Origin of the sequence: Candidatus Ruthia magnifica str. Cm (Calyptogena magnifica) (assembly GCF_000015105.1) — a bacterium.
Classification (GTDB): domain Bacteria; phylum Pseudomonadota; class Gammaproteobacteria; order PS1; family Pseudothioglobaceae; genus Ruthia; species Ruthia magnifica.
This window is the reverse complement of record NC_008610.1, coordinates 226,776-243,650: the sequence shown is the minus strand read 5'-3', so window position 1 is coordinate 243,650 and position 16,875 is coordinate 226,776. Positions and strand designations below refer to the sequence as shown.

23 protein-coding genes are annotated in these 16,875 nt (G+C 33.5%); 9 read left to right on the top strand and 14 right to left on the bottom strand.

The features are described from left to right. Positions 1 to 1,046: 1,046 nt before the first annotated feature. The 4 genes from RMAG_RS05990 to rdgB form a co-directional block, all read right to left on the bottom strand. The gene (locus RMAG_RS05990; protein ID WP_024792089.1) at positions 1,047 to 1,238 is read right to left on the bottom strand and encodes a hypothetical protein; all 192 of its coding nucleotides are present in this window, start codon (positions 1,236 to 1,238) and stop codon (positions 1,047 to 1,049) included. 54 nt (positions 1,239 to 1,292) lie between these two features. Then, positions 1,293 to 1,469: a hypothetical protein gene (locus RMAG_RS05985; protein WP_235093634.1), complete on the bottom strand. Its 177-nt coding sequence runs from the start codon at positions 1,467 to 1,469 to the stop codon at positions 1,293 to 1,295. A gap of 393 nt (positions 1,470 to 1,862) precedes the next feature. Then, a complete protein-coding gene (locus RMAG_RS05980; protein ID WP_235093636.1) occupies positions 1,863 to 2,033 on the bottom strand; it encodes a hypothetical protein in 171 nt (56 codons plus the stop codon). A gap of 125 nt (positions 2,034 to 2,158) precedes the next feature. Continuing rightward, positions 2,159 to 2,764: an RdgB/HAM1 family non-canonical purine NTP pyrophosphatase gene (gene rdgB / locus RMAG_RS01180; protein ID WP_011737638.1), complete on the bottom strand. Its 606-nt coding sequence runs from the start codon at positions 2,762 to 2,764 to the stop codon at positions 2,159 to 2,161. A gap of 41 nt (positions 2,765 to 2,805) precedes the next feature. Here rdgB and rpiA point away from each other — a divergent pair, with 41 nt between their 5' ends. Further along, positions 2,806 to 3,477 carry a ribose-5-phosphate isomerase RpiA gene (gene rpiA, locus RMAG_RS01175; RefSeq protein ID WP_011737637.1) on the top strand — a complete coding sequence of 224 codons (672 nt, stop codon included), beginning with the start codon at positions 2,806 to 2,808 and terminating at the stop codon, positions 3,475 to 3,477. Positions 3,478 to 3,655: 178 nt separating this feature from the next. Here rpiA and RMAG_RS06110 read toward each other — a convergent pair whose 3' ends face one another. Together RMAG_RS06110 and RMAG_RS01170 are read right to left on the bottom strand one after the other, a co-directional pair. Further along, positions 3,656 to 3,787, bottom strand: a complete 132-nt coding sequence (locus tag RMAG_RS06110; protein WP_268745587.1) for a hypothetical protein — start codon at positions 3,785 to 3,787, stop codon at positions 3,656 to 3,658. Between the two features lie 258 nt (positions 3,788 to 4,045). Further along, on the bottom strand, positions 4,046 to 4,312 hold the full coding sequence (locus RMAG_RS01170) for a M48 family metalloprotease (RefSeq protein ID WP_148196282.1): 267 nt from the start codon (positions 4,310 to 4,312) through the stop codon (positions 4,046 to 4,048). Between the two features lie 539 nt (positions 4,313 to 4,851). Between RMAG_RS01170 and RMAG_RS01160 the strand changes: the two genes are divergently transcribed. Together RMAG_RS01160 and RMAG_RS01155 are read left to right on the top strand one after the other, a co-directional pair. Continuing rightward, positions 4,852 to 5,076, top strand: coding sequence for a sulfurtransferase TusA family protein (locus tag RMAG_RS01160; RefSeq protein ID WP_011737636.1), 225 nt, complete (start codon positions 4,852 to 4,854; stop codon positions 5,074 to 5,076). 28 nt (positions 5,077 to 5,104) lie between these two features. Next, positions 5,105 to 5,620 (top strand): DsrE/DsrF/DrsH-like family protein, encoded by a 516-nt coding sequence (locus tag RMAG_RS01155; protein WP_011737635.1) that lies wholly within the window; start codon positions 5,105 to 5,107, stop codon positions 5,618 to 5,620. A 28-nt stretch (positions 5,621 to 5,648) separates the two neighbouring features. Here RMAG_RS01155 and RMAG_RS01150 read toward each other — a convergent pair whose 3' ends face one another. The 7 genes from RMAG_RS01150 to pabC form a co-directional block, all read right to left on the bottom strand. Further along, positions 5,649 to 6,302, bottom strand: a complete 654-nt coding sequence (locus RMAG_RS01150) for a histidinol-phosphatase (protein WP_011737634.1) — start codon at positions 6,300 to 6,302, stop codon at positions 5,649 to 5,651. Positions 6,303 to 6,560: 258 nt separating this feature from the next. Next, positions 6,561 to 6,734 (bottom strand): hypothetical protein, encoded by a 174-nt coding sequence (locus RMAG_RS05785; protein ID WP_157834481.1) that lies wholly within the window; start codon positions 6,732 to 6,734, stop codon positions 6,561 to 6,563. 126 nt (positions 6,735 to 6,860) lie between these two features. Further along, positions 6,861 to 8,147: a glutamate-1-semialdehyde 2,1-aminomutase gene (gene hemL / locus RMAG_RS01145; RefSeq protein ID WP_011737633.1), complete on the bottom strand. Its 1,287-nt coding sequence runs from the start codon at positions 8,145 to 8,147 to the stop codon at positions 6,861 to 6,863. A 37-nt stretch (positions 8,148 to 8,184) separates the two neighbouring features. Then, on the bottom strand, positions 8,185 to 9,192 hold the full coding sequence (locus tag RMAG_RS01140; RefSeq protein WP_011737632.1) for a DNA polymerase III subunit delta': 1,008 nt from the start codon (positions 9,190 to 9,192) through the stop codon (positions 8,185 to 8,187). After that, complete coding sequence (gene tmk / locus RMAG_RS01135; RefSeq protein ID WP_011737631.1) at positions 9,189 to 9,806, bottom strand: dTMP kinase; 618 nt, start codon at positions 9,804 to 9,806, stop codon at positions 9,189 to 9,191. Before tmk ends, RMAG_RS01140 begins: the two co-directional genes overlap by 4 nt. A gap of 198 nt (positions 9,807 to 10,004) precedes the next feature. Then, positions 10,005 to 10,136: a hypothetical protein gene (locus RMAG_RS06220; protein ID WP_422851286.1), complete on the bottom strand. Its 132-nt coding sequence runs from the start codon at positions 10,134 to 10,136 to the stop codon at positions 10,005 to 10,007. 165 nt (positions 10,137 to 10,301) lie between these two features. Further along, positions 10,302 to 11,162, bottom strand: a complete 861-nt coding sequence (pabC, locus tag RMAG_RS01130; RefSeq protein WP_011737630.1) for an aminodeoxychorismate lyase — start codon at positions 11,160 to 11,162, stop codon at positions 10,302 to 10,304. Between the two features lie 126 nt (positions 11,163 to 11,288). On the opposite strand from pabC, the gene RMAG_RS01125 reads away from it, so the two are divergent. The 6 genes from RMAG_RS01125 to RMAG_RS05780 all read left to right on the top strand — a co-directional run bounded on the left by RMAG_RS01125 (position 11,289) and on the right by RMAG_RS05780 (position 14,718). Next, entirely contained in the window at positions 11,289 to 12,020 is a 732-nt protein-coding gene (locus RMAG_RS01125; protein WP_011737629.1) for a DUF1538 domain-containing protein, read from the top strand. Further along, positions 12,017 to 12,757 carry a DUF1538 domain-containing protein gene (locus tag RMAG_RS01120; RefSeq protein WP_011737628.1) on the top strand — a complete coding sequence of 247 codons (741 nt, stop codon included), beginning with the start codon at positions 12,017 to 12,019 and terminating at the stop codon, positions 12,755 to 12,757. Before RMAG_RS01125 ends, RMAG_RS01120 begins: the two co-directional genes overlap by 4 nt. A gap of 8 nt (positions 12,758 to 12,765) precedes the next feature. Then, complete coding sequence (locus RMAG_RS01115) at positions 12,766 to 13,116, top strand: P-II family nitrogen regulator (protein WP_011737627.1); 351 nt, start codon at positions 12,766 to 12,768, stop codon at positions 13,114 to 13,116. Further along, a complete protein-coding gene (locus RMAG_RS01110) occupies positions 13,116 to 13,520 on the top strand; it encodes a CBS domain-containing protein (RefSeq protein ID WP_011737626.1) in 405 nt (134 codons plus the stop codon). The genes RMAG_RS01115 and RMAG_RS01110 overlap by 1 nt, the downstream gene beginning before the upstream one ends. A 101-nt stretch (positions 13,521 to 13,621) precedes the next feature. Then, positions 13,622 to 14,242 (top strand): DUF302 domain-containing protein, encoded by a 621-nt coding sequence (locus RMAG_RS01105; RefSeq protein ID WP_011737625.1) that lies wholly within the window; start codon positions 13,622 to 13,624, stop codon positions 14,240 to 14,242. A gap of 308 nt (positions 14,243 to 14,550) precedes the next feature. Continuing rightward, a complete protein-coding gene (locus tag RMAG_RS05780) occupies positions 14,551 to 14,718 on the top strand; it encodes a hypothetical protein (RefSeq protein WP_157834482.1) in 168 nt (55 codons plus the stop codon). Positions 14,719 to 15,379: 661 nt separating this feature from the next. Here the strand turns inward: RMAG_RS05780 and RMAG_RS01095 are convergent. Next, positions 15,380 to 16,801 (bottom strand): leucyl aminopeptidase, encoded by a 1,422-nt coding sequence (locus tag RMAG_RS01095; RefSeq protein WP_011737624.1) that lies wholly within the window; start codon positions 16,799 to 16,801, stop codon positions 15,380 to 15,382. Positions 16,802 to 16,875: the final 74 nt, after the last annotated feature.

The window sequence follows — 16,875 nt, the reverse complement described above, 5'->3', positions numbered from 1 at the left end:
ACATACAAAATAATCATATCATTTTCGTTAAATTTTAATAACGACATAAGTGAAGTATTATTAGCTGTAGTAACCGCTCTCATGACACCAGTAAAGTTTACACTTTACTCTGAAATATTTAGATGAAGATATCACCTGTTAAGATTGTTACACATGCCAGTAAATAAAATACTTGGACTAATTGCTAAAACAGTTGCACCTTATAGTAACACCCTTAACAAATTGTCTACGTAATAGTCTTTTATTGTTCATTTTCTTTATTTTATTCCATTAGTATTTATCTTTGATTTGCATACCCGTATGATTCATGCCTTGCATATTAGAGTGTTCTCTATTTAACATATCAGCATTTAAAAATTGAATATAATTCACAAGATATCATATATTCACCTCTTTAAGAATGCCTTTCCAAACCGAAATAGTGTTATACATTAGTTATTTTTCAAGTAACACCCCCAATTTAAATGCATACAAGACATAGCTCTTAAATCACTAGGTTTTGAGTTAAATATTTTAACCAACAAGTTATTACCATGACAACTTAAACAGTTTTTGATAAATAGTATCTCACCTTTATCCATTAAACCGTCTATCTGATATCATTAAATTCTGCATTTGTTGTGCAAAATCTGGCTATACCTAATGCTGATTTTTGCCATGCCCATCATAAATATTACTGGTAAAAGACAATTGAATTAAAGTTAGAATTACTAAAGTAGTTGTAGTTGTATATTCTTATTTATTTTCTTAAATATTACTAAAAACTTAGATTAATTTGCAATTGATGATGAAAAGAATTGTTTTATAAAAACAACTTCAAAACATTAATATGCTAGAAAATTTAAACAATTGGAGATGGGGTTATTTATCTTTGAGGTAAAAGATTCATAGCAAATATCAAAAATAGAAACTGTTAAAAGCAACTGAGCAATATAACGCTTAAGTAAACACAACTTTTTATCAATGGTCAAACATAGAGTAATGTTCAATATCACTAGCACTGGCCAATGACACAAATACGAGCAAAATTAATGACAACAAAACTTTCATAATTTAGTTGTATCAAAAAAAATAGCTTGCAAATTATTCAAAAGATCAAAACCTTTTTCACTAGGTAGAATACGTTTATCATTTAACTCAAGTAGACCTAATACTTGAACCTGATTTAATTGGTATTCAATTGCTCGTATTGATTGTTCTATTCTTAATGTAAAAAAAGCTAAATCAAATCCATGCATTAGCTTAAATCCATTGAACATAAAATCAAAGCTTAAATTTTCAATGGATTTAACTTACTTTTGCCTATTTTTTAGATAATCTTTTGGCGAGTACGCCTTTGTCGTTATAAATAAATAATGCTCGTTTAAGCAGGTAATTTTTCCATGAGCGCCAGCACCTATAGCAATATAATCACCAAATTGCCAATAATTTAGATTGTGTTTTAACGGCGTCTTTCCAAAAGCAAACACTTCCGTAGCCTACATAACCATTTTTTTATAATAAATTTAGAACCTTACTACCCATCTGCCAAATATCATCATCATTTGGTAAAATCGGTGTAAATTTAGCAAAATAAGTGTTGGCTCAATGATTAATTGATAAAAAGAAATATGATCAAGATTTAAATTCATAGCTTGATTGATATCAGACAGACAATCGTCTTATGTTTGGTTTTCCAATCCATACATAATATCAATATTAAAACGTTTAAACCCTATTTACTTAGCTTGTTCACAAGCATAAATTGATTTATTAGCATTATGAATACGACTCAATGATTTGAGATGTTGATTATCAAAAGACTACACACCAATTGAGAGTCGATTAACACCAATACGTTTAAATGCTTTGAACTTTTCAATCTAAAAAGTATCCGGATTAGTTTTTAAAGTAATTTCAATATAATTTACAAATTTAAGTCTCATCTTTAAATCAGAAAACAACTTAGAAAGCGCTTTTTCACTTATTAAACTGGGCATGCCACCACCTAAAGAAAATAGATTGAACGGAGCGACTTTGAACATAATCCCCATCAAAGTCTTTTAACAACGCAGTAATATTGTCAACTTTGTTGACTACCCTCATGCAAATTAAAATCACAATAGAGACATTTTTTAATACACCGTATAATTAATATACAACACCAATGGTGGTAATTCTAGCGCATAGTCCACTGATTTGTTTTGAGTATTTTAAGTAGTGCTGATAAAGCTCTACTTCGGTGAGAAATTTTGTTTTTTTCTATGGATGAAAGCTCAGCAGAAGTACAGTTATGGGTCGGAAGATAAAAAATTGGATCATAACCAAACCCATTATCACCCATTTTTTCACGCAGTATTTCACCTTCCCAGCCACGTTGAATGATAATAGGTGTTGGGTCATTTTCATGCCCAACAAAAACAACTGCACACCAAAAACGAGCACTACGCGCACCTTCAGGCACTGTCGCCATTTCATTCAGCAGTTTTTGTGTATTTGCCTTATCATCACCATGGTGATTCGCATAACGAGCAGAATAAATACCAGGCCTGCCACCTAACGCATCAACCACAATACCTGAATCGTCTGCTAAAGCTGGTAAGCCTGATATCATAGATGCGTTTCTGGCTTTAATCAGTGCATTTTCAACAAAGGTTAATCCTATTTCTGGCACTTCTTCAACTTGCATATCTTGCATAGATACAACTTCATAAATACCGCTTAACATAATATTAAACTCTTTAATTTTGCCTTGATTATTGCTAGCAAGAATGATTTTTTGCATCGTGTATAATTTAACTTAATATTTAGACTATGGGGCTCATTATGACTCAAGACGAGATGAAATTCGCTGTTGCGCAAGCCGCACTTAAGCACGTAGTAAAAGATACTATTATAGGCGTGGGTACTGGCTCTACTACTAATTTTTTTATTGATGCATTGGCAAAAATAAAAAACGAAATAAAGGGGGCTATCGCAAGCTCTAAAGCAACTAGACAACGATTAGAGAGTTATGATATAAAAGTATTTGACCTTAATGAGGTAGAAACTATTTCAGTTTATATTGATGGTGCAGATGAATCAGATGATGGCCTAAATCTTATAAAAGGTGGAGGTGGTGCACTCATGCGCGAAAAAATTGTGGCAGCGGTGGCTAATCAATTTATTTGTATTGCTGATGAATCAAAGTTAGTGACAATAATGGGTGACTTTCCACTACCTGTTGAAGTTATTCCAATGGCATCTAATTATGTCAAATATCAAATCAGCCAAAGAATTGGTGGAACGCCTACAGTTAGAGAAAATTTTATCACTGATAATGGTAACTTAATCCTTGATATTAAAGATTTAAAAATCACCAACCCCAAAGTAATGGAGACAAAACTAAATAGCATTACTGGAGTTGTGGCTAATGGGCTTTTTGCTAATCGTGGCGCAGATATTTTATTATTAGGCACATCTAATGGCGTGAAAATCGTAACACGTCTAATTGGGTAAATTTTGATACAAATATATCGACTGCTTTAAGCGCTTAATTCTGACTGTTAAGACACCAAACAAATCTCGCGACTGGATGACAGATTTTGCTCGCTGATAACGAATACTTCATTTAACTTGCCTTACAATACCAATGCCTTAGCGTTGTGAATATGCGCGCGACCTAACTTTACAGTACTTACATATGAGAATGATAAGTGCCCACATTAAGTTTTAAGTAACGTCTTAATGTAGTAATACCCTTGGTAATTTTATTATTATCTGCATAAGATTTAGCTACATAATACACGCTAGTTTCACTGTAACTCACTTTGGAAAAATATGTTTATGCCTTATCTACCTGTGTCAGTTTTGAATAAATTCTACCCGCAAGAATATAAGTTGGATTATCATGATTTAGTTTCAAAAGTTGATTAATATGATTTTTAGCTTGTCGATACTTTTGTTTCTTTTAAGCATCGTAAGCGTACATATACAAGTTGAGCGCTTTGTTTGTTTCCAATTTAATACGCTTTTGTTGATGGTAATACCTTAGCTTTAATGCTTAAAAATACTCGAATGAATCAGCTCAATAGTCACTACGTTCTCTAACAAAACGTTGTATAGAATCAGAAATTCTATTAATACTGAGTAGATGGATACATAAAAATTCATTTGCACCTGGATTGTCTTTAATTTTTAAAAAAAATTGTGCCATGCCTTTAGGGTCAAAGCCATATTTTAATAGTATTTTAGTGCCCATTCGATCCGCCTCCCACTCATATGCACTAATAAAATTAATGCCTTGTTGTGCAGTTTCTGAAACACCAGAAACTGCAATAGTGGAATTATTCAATATTGTAACTAACATATTTTCCAGCATTATATAAGTTTGTTTGTCTTCTCACTAAAACGAGTCAAATGATTTTGAATAACATGTGATATTTCATGAGAAAGAATACCGCAAGCTCAGATTCAGAACTAAGCAACTGCCAGTATACATACCAATATAACCATATTGGACCTACACTATCATCATTCAGCATAAAAAAATTAAGGTTCTTAAATGGATTTTTACTATAAACAGACAGTTCTTGACCTAATTTTTTTAAATAAACTTGAGTTTTAATATCCGCCACCACAGAACTATAGTGTCTCAAATAATTTAAAAATTCATTGCCTTGTTTTTGCTCCTATAACGACTTGGATAAGGCCAGCTCAAGCACCTCTAATGCAAACGCAAATAAAACTATTAATATCCACATTACTAAAAGTTTAATCATACGATTATTATATTTGACTCTTTACCGATGGACGACTAAAATAGTCGAACTTATTAGTTGTTTCTAATATGTTTATTATTTAAACTTTATAAAATATATAAGGAGTCCACAAATGGCTGACGAAACTTTAGACGCATCAGGCTTAAACTGCCCATTGCCAATTTTAAAAACTAAAAAAGCATTATCAAAAATGGATGCTGGTAAAATTTTAAATGTAATTTCAACTGATGTTGGTTCAGTAAAAGACATTGAAGCTTTTTGTAATCAAACGGGTAACAAGCTTATATCCACTATTGAAGAAAGTGGTAAATATATTTTCAACATTGAAAAGGCTTAAGTACTAATTATTTCATAGGAGAATCATTATGTCAGATAATAAAAAAATGACCATTATTGCCACCAAAGGAACTTTTGATTGGGCTTTTCCGCCTTTCATTATTGCCTCTACCGGTGTTGCGATGGATAAAGAAGTTACCATATTTTTTACCTTTTACGGGCTTAATCTTTTATTAAAAGACACCTCTAAATTGCGTGTTTCTCCTCTTGGAAATCCTGGCATGCCAATGAAACTACCTTTTGGCCCTGAATGGCTACAAAAAATTAATTTTGGTCCAAAAATTCCAAATATCTTTTGGTCTTTACCATTCACAGAATACTTGGCTACTTTTTTAATGAAAAAAACCATGAAGAAAAATGGCGTTGCCACGCTTGATGAGTTGCGTTCTATGTGTCAAGAATTTGATGTTAAATTTATCGCTTGTGAAATGACAGTTGGTTTATTTGGCTATAGTAAAGACGACTTCATTGATGGTATTGAATTTGCAGGTGCGGCAACTTATTTTAATGAATGTGATGGCTCAAACCATAACCTTTATATGTAACAAAGCTGCCTAAAAAAAATAAACAGCATTACATCCAGTCTAGACACTGCCAGTCTCGCTCAATTGCAAAGGTATTTAGTTTATCATCACCATGGACAACAATCGGATAATCTACCAATTCCAACATGGGTAAATCATTATGCGAATCTGAATAAAAACTTGCACCTTTGATGTTTTCTCCAGTCTCTTTCAGCCACTTATTAAGATGATTAATTTTACCGGACTGAAAGCACGGCTCACCCTCAATCTTACCCGTATATTGACCTTCTTTAATTTCAGGATTAGTGGCTAATAAATGCTCAATCCCATATCTAGCCACAATTGGCTCAGCAACAAAGCGATTGGTGGCAGTAATCACTATTACAATATCACCTTTTGTTTTATGCGCATCAACCACTACTTGAGCTTTAGGCAATAAAATTTGTTCAATTTTCTGGCTCATAAACTGCTGATGCCATTGATTTAATATCTGTATAGAATGTTGAGACAAGGGCATTAAGCAAAATTCTAAATACTCATTAATGTCTAATTTTCCAAGTACGTATTGGTCAATAAAATACTGATTTTTACTTTGATAAGTGCCCGCATCAACAGCACCAATTTCACTTAAAAATTCTCCCCAAAGAAAATCACTGTCTCCTTTAATAAGTGTTTTATCTAAATCAAAAATTGCAAGTGCCATTACACCTCCTTAATACTATCTAGTATTTGTTCTATCTCATCAATAAAGCAAAAATAAATTTAAATCTTGTTGACTAGACTAATATAACCTTTCTGTATAAGTGCTTCAAACTAAATAATGACAAGTAACCAAAACGACATACTCAGAAAAAAGATTTTAATACACTTGTATTTTCTTGTTTGCGTCAAAGTCAATACTTCGGCTCATCAGCTATCCAAAAATCATCAAGAAATAGAGCACAAGCGTCCGTATATTTAATCAAAGCAACTTAGCTGGTAAAAAATGCTCAAACAATAGACATTCGTTCAAATATAGAGAAGATTTAATATTAAGTTCGATACTGCTTAATTTTCTATCAAATGTATCTTGAATAATACCAGAACTAGCACCAGTTAGTATATTAAACTCACTATCAGATAATAATTTACCCAATTGATAAGCTTTTTACAAAATCATGCTCTTGGTTAATTCTTGCAGAGCAAAAAATGATATAAAATAATCCTGCAATTTAACAGCATTAATCAGCTCTAATTCAACCACATTAATCTTCATAAAAACTTATGTCAATTTTATAAATGCACGTCCAGCTGCATCAATGGTATTTTGAATATCTGTATCACTATGAGCACTGGAAACAAAACCTGCCTCATAAGCGGAAGGTGCCATATACACACCCTCTGCCAACATTAGGTGGAAGAATTTTTTAAACAATTCAATATTACATTGTGAAGTTTCTTTAAAGTTAGTCACTGATTGAGAATCGGTAAAAAATAAACCAAACATACCACCCACAACGTTAGCAGTCATGCCGATATTGTTTTCCTTAGCTTTAGCCAAAATACCCTTTGTCAATTTCTGAACTTTAGTATTCAAGATGGTATAAAAATTCTCATCTTTTGATAATACGTTTAACATTACTAAACCTGCTGACATTGATATTGGATTTCCTGAAAGCGTTCCTGCTTGATAAACAGGCCCTAATGGCGCAATCGATTGCATAATTTCACGCTTGCCACCAAACGCACCCACTGGTAAACCACCGCCAATCACCTTACCCAATGTTGTTAAATCAGGTTTTACGTTATAAAATGCTTGTGCACCGCCAAGTGCTACACGAAAACCTGTCATCACCTCATCAAAAACTAAAATAACTCCGTACTCATCACATAATTCACGCAATACTTGCAAAAACCCGTCAATAGGTGGGATGCAGTTCATATTACCTGCCACAGGTTCAACAATAATGCAAGCTACTTCAGCACCCACCTCACTTAGCACTTCACATACTTGGTCAATGTTATTGTATTCTAAAGTCAGTGTGTGTTTTGCAAAATCTTTAGGCACGCCAGGTGAGGTTGGCACACCCAATGTCAAAGCGCCAGAACCTGCTTTAATTAGTAATGAGTCAGAATGGCCATGATAACAACCCTCAAATTTGATAATTTTATCTCTGCCCGTATGACCACGTGCCAAACGAATGGCACTCATAGTTGCCTCTGTACCTGAACTGACCATACGAACCAACTCAATTGAAGGCATTAACTCGCATACTTTTTCTGCCAGTTTTGTTTCAATTTGAGTAGGTGCACCAAAACCAAGACCATTTTCCAAAGTTGTTTTAACGGCAATAATAACCGCTTGATTGGTATGGCCTAAAATCATCGATCCCCAAGAAGCAACATAGTCGATATATTTTTTATCATCCTCATCAAAAAGATAAGCACCTTCACCGCGAGTAAAGAAAATAGGACTGCCTCCCACGCCATTAAATGCCCTAACTGGCGAGTTCACTCCGCCAGGAATGACAGTTTTTGCTTGTGCAAACAAAGTTTCTGATTGATTCATGTCTTCTCCTATTTGTTAAAAAATGAGCTTTATATATTTATTGAATAATTTGTGGATATTGTTTTAAATGAGTAATATGCGACCATATAATTAAAATAATATCTAATAATAACTTAATATTAACGGTGGTTTTTGATAGTTTAATGGTATGATAAATATCGTCAAGTAGTTTGAATAAAAACTCAAATTTTACTGCTTTGATGACTTGATTAAGCTCAATCAATCCACCTTCTTGATGAATGGTCTTTAACCTAATCCCTTCAATAACAATATTTTGTAAGCAATTTAAAACCACTAGCTCATTACCCTCAAACTCTTTAATTTGTGTCACCATTAATGGATTGATGGCAATATTAAGTAACTGGTTTTGGTAATGCTGATAATGGATAAAATTGCCATCAGACAACTCAGACAACGCCTTAAATGGAACGCCATGTGTATTTTCTAATAATTGCAGAATATCAAAATCTGCATTTTGAGTTTTGCCAATATGTTCAATTAACCACTGGCAAGTTTGCTGATCATACGCTGGTGCAATGTATATATTTTGACACCTTGATACAACAGTATCTGGCAAATTTTCAACGTGGTGCGCTAAGATAATAATCAGCGTATTTTTTCTAGGTTCTTCAAGGGTTTTTAGTAAACCATTGGCAGCACTCATGTTCATTTGGTCACCATAAAAAATAACCCCAATTTGTAATTGATCGGCGGTTTTATTCAAGGCATCACAAAAAACACGTACTTGCTCAATACGGATGTTCTTAGACCTATTTTTGCTTTTTTCAACCATTTCTCCTGAACGGCAATAAACCATATTAGGATAATTTGAGTGTCTAATTAATACAGAATAATCCAAATCCTCTCTGATATTATCTTTTCTAATAATAACGTCATCTTTTAGCAAAACACCTACTATTTGTTGCATGAGTTCAAATTTGCCAATTTTTTCAACACCCGTAATCAATAATGCATGAGGCATACGATCTTGATCAATCATATTTTGTAGTTTAGACCATGCATTTGCATGCCAAGGAAAATTCATAATACTTGTAAAATTATTTTTATTTGTTGTGCGGTCTGTTCGAGTGTTTTTGAAGCGTCAATGAGCTTAATTCGCTTTGGAAATTGCTTAGACCTTTCAATATAACTATTTCTAACACGCTTAAAAAAGTCATTTGTTTCAAGTTCAATTCTATCCTTGCGGCCTCTAGATTCAACACGTGACATGCCTAGTGCAACTGATACATCTAATAGTAAAGTCACATCCGGGGTAAAATCTTGCAGCACCCATTTTTCCAACTGTGTGATACGCTCAATACTCAACCCCCTACCGCCACCTTGATAGGCATATGAAGCATCCGTAAAACGATCACTTAATACCCAATCACCTTTCTCAAGTGATGGTATAATTTTAGTCCTAATATGCTCATTTCTAGCAGCAAACAATAATAATAACTCAGTATCACCATGTATTGATTGGATGTCAGTGCTTAGTAATAATGTCCTGATTTTTTCACCTAACTCAGTACCGCCTGGTTCACGTGTTAAAATAACATTAATTTTTTTTGTGACTAAATAGTCACAAATAAAATCAATTTGCGTACTTTTCCCAGAACCCTCAACGCCATCAATAGTGATAAATTTTCCTCTTTGCATGTTAGATATTTTATATAGATATTTATTGATTTCTTAGAAACTTGTTGATATTATCTTTATGCTGTTGATAAATATTTACAAAAACGTAAGTGGCGTCCTTTTTAGCAAAAAAATAAAGCACATCATTTATATGTGGGTACATAATTTACATCTACCGAGAAGATTGAGCCTGGTAGTAAACCTTTATTTCTATAGGTATTAAGGACTATTAAAATTTAAATCTCGTTTTTTAAGTGACACTTGGTAATATTCACTCAATACATAAACCATACTTGAATCGGTTTGTAAACACATGTTTCTTTGCAAGCGACGAATAAACACACATGCAATTTTTAGTTTTTCTTATACATTAGCCATTTCTTTTTCAATTTAAGAGGTAAATATTAACACTTATTCAACATTTTTTAGAGACAGAGAGTTTAAGTTTTTGACACATTGTGAGCTCTTTTAAACGCACTAAAAGTGCACTATCGCTATAATTAATTTGATAAGTATTTAGCTAAAAATACAAAAATAAGGCGATTTTGATTTAAGCAAAACTGATGATAAATGATTATTTTTAGAACGTATAAAAGCACTAATTAATTGATTTGTAATTTGATGATGATTGAATAATTGCTGATTAATTTTATCCACAGGCTTAACGCCTATCATACTATTAGTAATAAATACTTCATCCGCTTCAAGTAGTTCAGACAACGATAAAGAACAAATTTCAAGCTTCAAGCCTAATACTTGTACCAAATCAAAAACCACTGATCTTCGAGTGCCTTCAATACCACAATCAGTCAAACTAGGTGTAAAAATAACCTGATTGCGGATGGCAAAAATATTACCTTGAGTCACTGAAATGACTTGAGCATTTTCATCCAACATAATACACTCTTGCGTTTGCAATTCTGACCTTGCAAAAACTTGCTCCAAGCGATTACAATGCTTAATTTCAGACAACAATTGATTACCGGAGTAACCACTAACACACACTTCCAAATGATATTGCCAAGGTAAATCAGGTACAGGAGAAACAATCACAATACGAGTTGGCTTAATATTTTTCTCATAGCCATAACCCCTTACGCTTTCACCACGAGAAATTATAATTTTAACCACAGCTTGGTCTAACTTAGAAATAGTAAATGCTTTAGCAATTTCCTTAAGCCAAATAGTCTCACTCACTGGATAAATTTTTAATTTATCGTAACCTTTTTTCAACCTTGAAAAATGCTTGGACCAAAATAACAATTTAGCATCTTCAATTAAACAAGTTTCAAACAAACCATCACCAAATTGTACAAGACGATTAAGTACGCTGAGCTTAGTTTGTTTTTTCCCATTAATTAATAAAGTGCTATTCATAAGATGACATTATAATTCAACGCATGAAATTACTATCTTAATATATGAAAAATCACTTAAAAAATAAATTTTTATCGTTTGGCTTAATACTCTCATCAAAAAAATAACGCAAAGCCAAAGACTTTCATGAAAAAAACTGTTCAACAGTTTATTAGCAATCTAATTGATAGTGTTAAAGATTTAGCACCCATTATAGGTGTGATTACTTTTTTCCAAATTGTTGTGCTTCAGCAAAGCATTCCCAACTTAATGGATATTATGATTGGAACAGGATTTATTTTATTAGGTTTAACTTTATTCGTCTATGGACTCAAGCTAGGACTGTTTCCTATTGGTGAAGTACTAGCTTATAGTTTTGTCAAAAAAGGGTCAATTTTTTGGTTGCTTTTATTCGCCTTTGCCTTAGGGTTTGGCACCACAGTAACAGAGCCCGCTCTTATAGCGGTGGCTAATGAAGCAGCTAAAGTTGCTCATCTGGGTGGTATTGTTAATACACAAACAGAACTCAATAGTTATGCACAAACATTACGTTTTACTGTGGCTATCTCTGTGGGTCTAGCTGTGGTGATTGGCGTGTTCAGAATTTTAAAAGGCTGGCCAATACAATACTTAATTATTGGTGGTTATCTTTTGGTGATTATCACTACGTTTTTTGCACCAGACTTTATCATTGGCATCGCTTATGACTCAGGTGGTGTGACGACCAGTACCATTACTGTACCGCTGCTCACTGCACTTGGTGTTGGCTTAACAAGTTCAATTAGTGGCAGAAACCCGTTAACCGATGGATTTGGCATGATTGCCATTGCCTCATTATTACCCATTATTGCAGTAATGTTATTTGGTATATTGCTATGAGCATAGTGGATAACTTTATCAGTATGTTTTGGAATGTAGCTCCTATTGTAATGGTATTACTTGGTTTCCAAATCATCATTCTTAAACAAAAAATACCTCATTTAAAGAAGATTATTATTGGGTTTATTTTGGTGTGGATTGGGCTCACTTTATTTATTGTTGGATTGGAAAAAGTACTATTCCCTCTAGGAAAATTAATGGCAAATCAGCTTACATCAAGTAATTTTATTGGTAGTGATGCGCTTAGTTGGAGTGATTATTATTGGGTTTATATCTTTGCAGCTAGTATTGGCTTTGCCACAACCATTGCTGAGCCATCCTTACTATCGGTTGCTATTAAAGCCAATCAAGTCTCTGGTGGTTTCATTAAAGTATGGCCCTTACGAATTGCAGTTGCCATTGGTGTGGCTGTGGGTATTGCCATCGGCAGTTTTCGCATTGTGACTGGATTGCCATTGCATTATTTTATTATTGCTGGCTACATTGTAGTACTGATACAAACCTATTTTGCACCTAAAAATATTATTGCACTTGCCTATGATTCTGGTGGTGTCACCACATCTACCGTAACCGTACCACTGGTTGCAGCCCTTGGACTTGGACTTGCAAGTACAATTGATGGGCGTTCTACACTCATTGATGGTTTTGGTTTAATCGCTTTTGCCTCACTATTTCCAATTATGAGCGTAATGGCTTATGTACAAATTATAAAATTTTTAAAACAAGATAAAAAATAGGAGACATTATGCATTTTAAACTGATTATCGCTTTTGTTGATTCTGACAAAACTGACAAAATACTTGAGGCTGCTAGAACAAAAGGTGCCACAGGCTCAACCATTATTTCTCAAGCTCGAGGAGAAGGTCTCAAACACAACAAAACATTTTTAGGGCTCAACATTGAAACACCTAGAGATGTCTTATTGCTACTTGTAGAACAACACCTTTCTAGAGGTATACTAGAAACAATTTCTGATACAGGTCACTTTGAATCCAGTCCACAAGAAGGGATTGCGTTTCAAATCGATGTAGAGGATGCTGTTGGCGTCATGCATCAAATTCATGCACTAGAACACACTATAGAGAAGAAAATATAATGACTAACAATACAACACCAATCCTAGTAAAAGATGTTATGTGGACACAAGTCGATATTGTTGATTCAAAATGTACCGTGCAAAATGCACTTAATAACATGCAACATAAAAAAACTAAAATGCTTTTGGTTGATAAATCTCATGAATATGACGAATACGGCGTAGTACTGATTGCTGACATTGCCTCTAAAGTCATTGCTAAAGACCGAGCTCTTGACCGAGTCAATGTATATGAAATTATGAATAAACCTGTCATCTCAGTTCGACCTGATATGGATATTCTTTATTGTGCAAGGTTATTGACAAATTTTAGCTTATCTCGTTGTCCAGTTTTGGATAATGGAAAAATTATTGGCGTGGTTGGTTTAACCAATATTGTTTTTAATGGTTTACGAGTTGTATAGTAAAAAAATATTAGAAAATTAGCATATAGTGATACATTTACTATTTTATTTTAACCTGATAGAATGCTGAATTATTTTAATTTTAACAACAGGAAAGAGAAATGAGTGGAATTGTCAATCTAGTTAAATGGCTATTAATTATCATCGGCACCATTACAACTTATTATGCCGTATCACTACAAATCAAATACGATGGTGTGACTGGAAAGATTATTAGTGAAATAATTTCACCAAAACTACATCCAGAGTCTATGGCAAAAGTTTATATGCCAATGACCAACACTTTACTTGATACAGGTGATACTGCCATGGCCTCTATTGTACGTGTAAAAGTAGCTGACGATGTTTCAAATTCTGACGTTGAGGAAGCAATGGAGAGTATTGCAATTGCTGAAGGTATACGTTCTGTGGGTATGTTACCCTTATCAGAAATGGTTGAATTACAGACTGGTAAAAAACAAAGATTTTTAAAAATTTATCAATACTGCTCACCACGTATAGCTATGACTATGGTTGACCATTCAGATGCATTTTCAGCCTACCTACCTTGTAGACTCGCATTAATTGAAGACAAGCAAGGGCAAAGATGGATCTATACATTGGATATGAATGCCATGATTTACGGTGGTGCACCATTACCAGATTTTTTGCTTAAAAAGGCATTGGCTGTTCAAAAAATGATAATTGCTATTCAAAATGGTGGTGCAGAGGGTGATTTTTAGAAAAAAAACTATCGTTATATTCAAAAATCGTCTTTTAGACCGGTTTTTTATGTCAGAATAAAAATTTAAACATACAGAAAATTAAATCCATTCATCACGAATTAGATTTTAATGTTACGATTGATACAATACACACGTAAAGACCTTGTGGCTAGTTATTTAATTGAAAATAATGGATAAATTGCTTTTATTAATACAGGTGCCATCTTTCAATACCAAACCTTTTAACCACACTAAATGCAAAAAATATTAGCCGTAAAAGTATCAACTATATTCTATTAACCCACATTCACCTAGACTATGCAGGTGTGAATACAAATGAACTTATCAAACATATCTACCTAAAGCCATGGGTTTTTGTCCACGAATATGGTTACAAGCATTTAATTGACCCATCAAAATTACGTGCAGGTGTTTTTCAAACCTATGGTGAATTATTTTTTAAACAATTTTTAGGTGATTTAATCCCCATATAAAAATAACGTATCATCATTGCCAAAAATAATGATGAAATAACGTTTGGAAAAGCGGATATTAAGATTTATCGATAGCTTGATACTAACCAAAGTAAACTCATTTCCCCACAAATTGCCCATATATAATTTGACCCAAAAATGTGGAAAAACCATAAATTAGTCAATGAATTTTAAACTAAAATTCACTTATTTAACACACTTTAGCTGCATTTATTTTAATCAAAATTCAATCCATTGTATGCTCATTGAACATATAATGGATTGAATTATTATCAACACCTAAAAAATATAACATAAATCGTATTAAGGCTATTAAAGAAATCCTTCTCAACCTTATAACTACTTTGCCAATATGCCAATAAACTAAAAGTGATTTAGAAATTTGCGCCGAAGATATTGATGTTTGGCTAGATAAAGACACTTAATAATAAATTCAATTACTTTCAACTTAAAGTTGAAATGTTGACTATTTAGGAAACCAAATAACCACCTTTGGTGAATATTTACCATTCAGATTCATTCGACAATAACACGTCCACCTCACCTTCTTGAATTTACATCAATATCACCCTACATTATGATGCCCAGAGTTTTCTTGCTATCATCAGCAAATTGTATAATGCAAACTACTTACCTTACTATCAAAATAAATATTATAATCTTAAACTTGATTCATAATAAATTGCGTTAATAGCGATACTGGACGGCCTGTTGCACCTTTTTTTTCACCACTTACCCATGCTGTACCAGCAATGTCTAAATGTGCCCAGCGATAATCTTGGGTAAATCTGGATAAAAAACAACCGGCAGTAATAGAGCTTGCTTCATGCCCACCAATATTTGCCATATCGGCAAAATTTGATTTCAACAATTCATCATACTCATCTTCAATGGGTAATTGCCACACGCCATCAAGTGAAATTTTAGAAGCGCAGATAATATCATTAGCCAAATCTTGGTCATTACTCATAAGCCCAGAATTATGCTTACCTAGTGCAATAATTACTGCACCTGTAAGCGTAGCAACATCAATCACCACGTTTGGGTTAAATTTCTTAACATAAGTAAGTGCATCGCACAAAATAAGACGCCCTTCTGCATCTGTATTCAAAATTTCAATCGTTTGCCCTGACATAGACTTAACAACATCACCAGGCTTAGAAGCATTATGTGCTGGCATATTCTCAACTGCTGGAACCACAACAACCAAATTAATATTTAGCTTAATTTTCGCAATAGTACGCATTGTTCCTAATACAGAAGCTGCACCACACATATCATATTTCATCTCATCCATACCTGCGCCAGGTTTAATCGAAATACCGCCACTATCAAAAGTAACGCCTTTGCCCACTAGTACAATCGGCTTTTCATTGCCATTACCTTGGTAACTTAAACTAATGAGTTTTGGCGGCTCAATTGAGCCTTTAGAAACTGATAATAACGACCCCATACCAAGTTTATTCATGTCCGCTTCTTCCAAGATTTCATATTCAAGGTTAAACTCTTCAGCTAAGGACATGGCCGTATCTGCCAAATAACTAGGTGTACAGACATTAGGTGGTAAATCCCCTAAATAGCGTGTTAAAGACATACCATCAGCAATTGCCTGGCCTTGCATTAAGGCACTAGTATTATCCATAGTAGATTGAATAGCAATATGCTCAATATCACTGCCTTGCTTATCATCACCTATTTTTTGAACTTTATAAGTCGCATTATGCATTACCTTGGCAGTTATTTTATGCACCCATGACTCATTAAAACCTATAATTTTAACACTTTGAATCATCAAATTTTTTGCCTTAATTTCAGCAAGTACAACACTCACAGTGTTCAATGTTTTAACATAGGCTTTAGCATCTACAGGCGTATCGCCAAGACCAGCAACAATCACTTGTTTAGATTTAAAACCAGAAACCAAGCTCAATAATAGCACTCTTTCAGATTTAGGCTCGAAATGATTAAGTGTTATCAATTTTTGAATATTTTTATCATCAAAAACCGTATTAGAATTACAAAAGACAACTACACTATCACCTTCAAAGCATTGAACTGTTTCATTAATCAGTGAAAATTTCATCTTAAAACCTCGTTAAAAAATATAATACCTGTTTTTCTACTCAAAAAGGTAAAATTAATAAGTTTATTCAGCCA

Excerpts from the sequence above, each read along its gene's own strand:
- rdgB (WP_011737638.1), bottom strand. The coding sequence starts at position 2,764 with ATGCAAAAAATCATTCTTGCTAGCAATAATCAAGGCAAAATTAAAGAG.
- RMAG_RS01110 (WP_011737626.1), top strand. The coding sequence starts at position 13,116 with ATGACTAACAATACAACACCAATCCTAGTAAAAGATGTTATGTGGACA.
- rpiA (WP_011737637.1), top strand. The coding sequence starts at position 2,806 with ATGACTCAAGACGAGATGAAATTCGCTGTTGCGCAAGCCGCACTTAAG.
- pabC (WP_011737630.1), bottom strand. The coding sequence starts at position 11,162 with ATGAATAGCACTTTATTAATTAATGGGAAAAAACAAACTAAGCTCAGC.
- RMAG_RS05990 (WP_024792089.1), bottom strand. The coding sequence starts at position 1,238 with ATGCATGGATTTGATTTAGCTTTTTTTACATTAAGAATAGAACAATCA.
- RMAG_RS01155 (WP_011737635.1), top strand. The coding sequence starts at position 5,105 with ATGTCAGATAATAAAAAAATGACCATTATTGCCACCAAAGGAACTTTT.
- RMAG_RS01115 (WP_011737627.1), top strand. The coding sequence starts at position 12,766 with ATGCATTTTAAACTGATTATCGCTTTTGTTGATTCTGACAAAACTGAC.
- RMAG_RS01160 (WP_011737636.1), top strand. The coding sequence starts at position 4,852 with ATGGCTGACGAAACTTTAGACGCATCAGGCTTAAACTGCCCATTGCCA.
- RMAG_RS01150 (WP_011737634.1), bottom strand. The coding sequence starts at position 6,302 with ATGGCACTTGCAATTTTTGATTTAGATAAAACACTTATTAAAGGAGAC.
- RMAG_RS01095 (WP_011737624.1), bottom strand. The coding sequence starts at position 16,801 with ATGAAATTTTCACTGATTAATGAAACAGTTCAATGCTTTGAAGGTGAT.
- RMAG_RS01125 (WP_011737629.1), top strand. The coding sequence starts at position 11,289 with ATGAAAAAAACTGTTCAACAGTTTATTAGCAATCTAATTGATAGTGTT.
- hemL (WP_011737633.1), bottom strand. The coding sequence starts at position 8,147 with ATGAATCAATCAGAAACTTTGTTTGCACAAGCAAAAACTGTCATTCCT.
- RMAG_RS01120 (WP_011737628.1), top strand. The coding sequence starts at position 12,017 with ATGAGCATAGTGGATAACTTTATCAGTATGTTTTGGAATGTAGCTCCT.
- RMAG_RS05980 (WP_235093636.1), bottom strand. The coding sequence starts at position 2,033 with ATGGGGATTATGTTCAAAGTCGCTCCGTTCAATCTATTTTCTTTAGGT.
- RMAG_RS01105 (WP_011737625.1), top strand. The coding sequence starts at position 13,622 with ATGAGTGGAATTGTCAATCTAGTTAAATGGCTATTAATTATCATCGGC.
- RMAG_RS01140 (WP_011737632.1), bottom strand. The coding sequence starts at position 9,192 with ATGAATTTTCCTTGGCATGCAAATGCATGGTCTAAACTACAAAATATG.
- tmk (WP_011737631.1), bottom strand. The coding sequence starts at position 9,806 with ATGCAAAGAGGAAAATTTATCACTATTGATGGCGTTGAGGGTTCTGGG.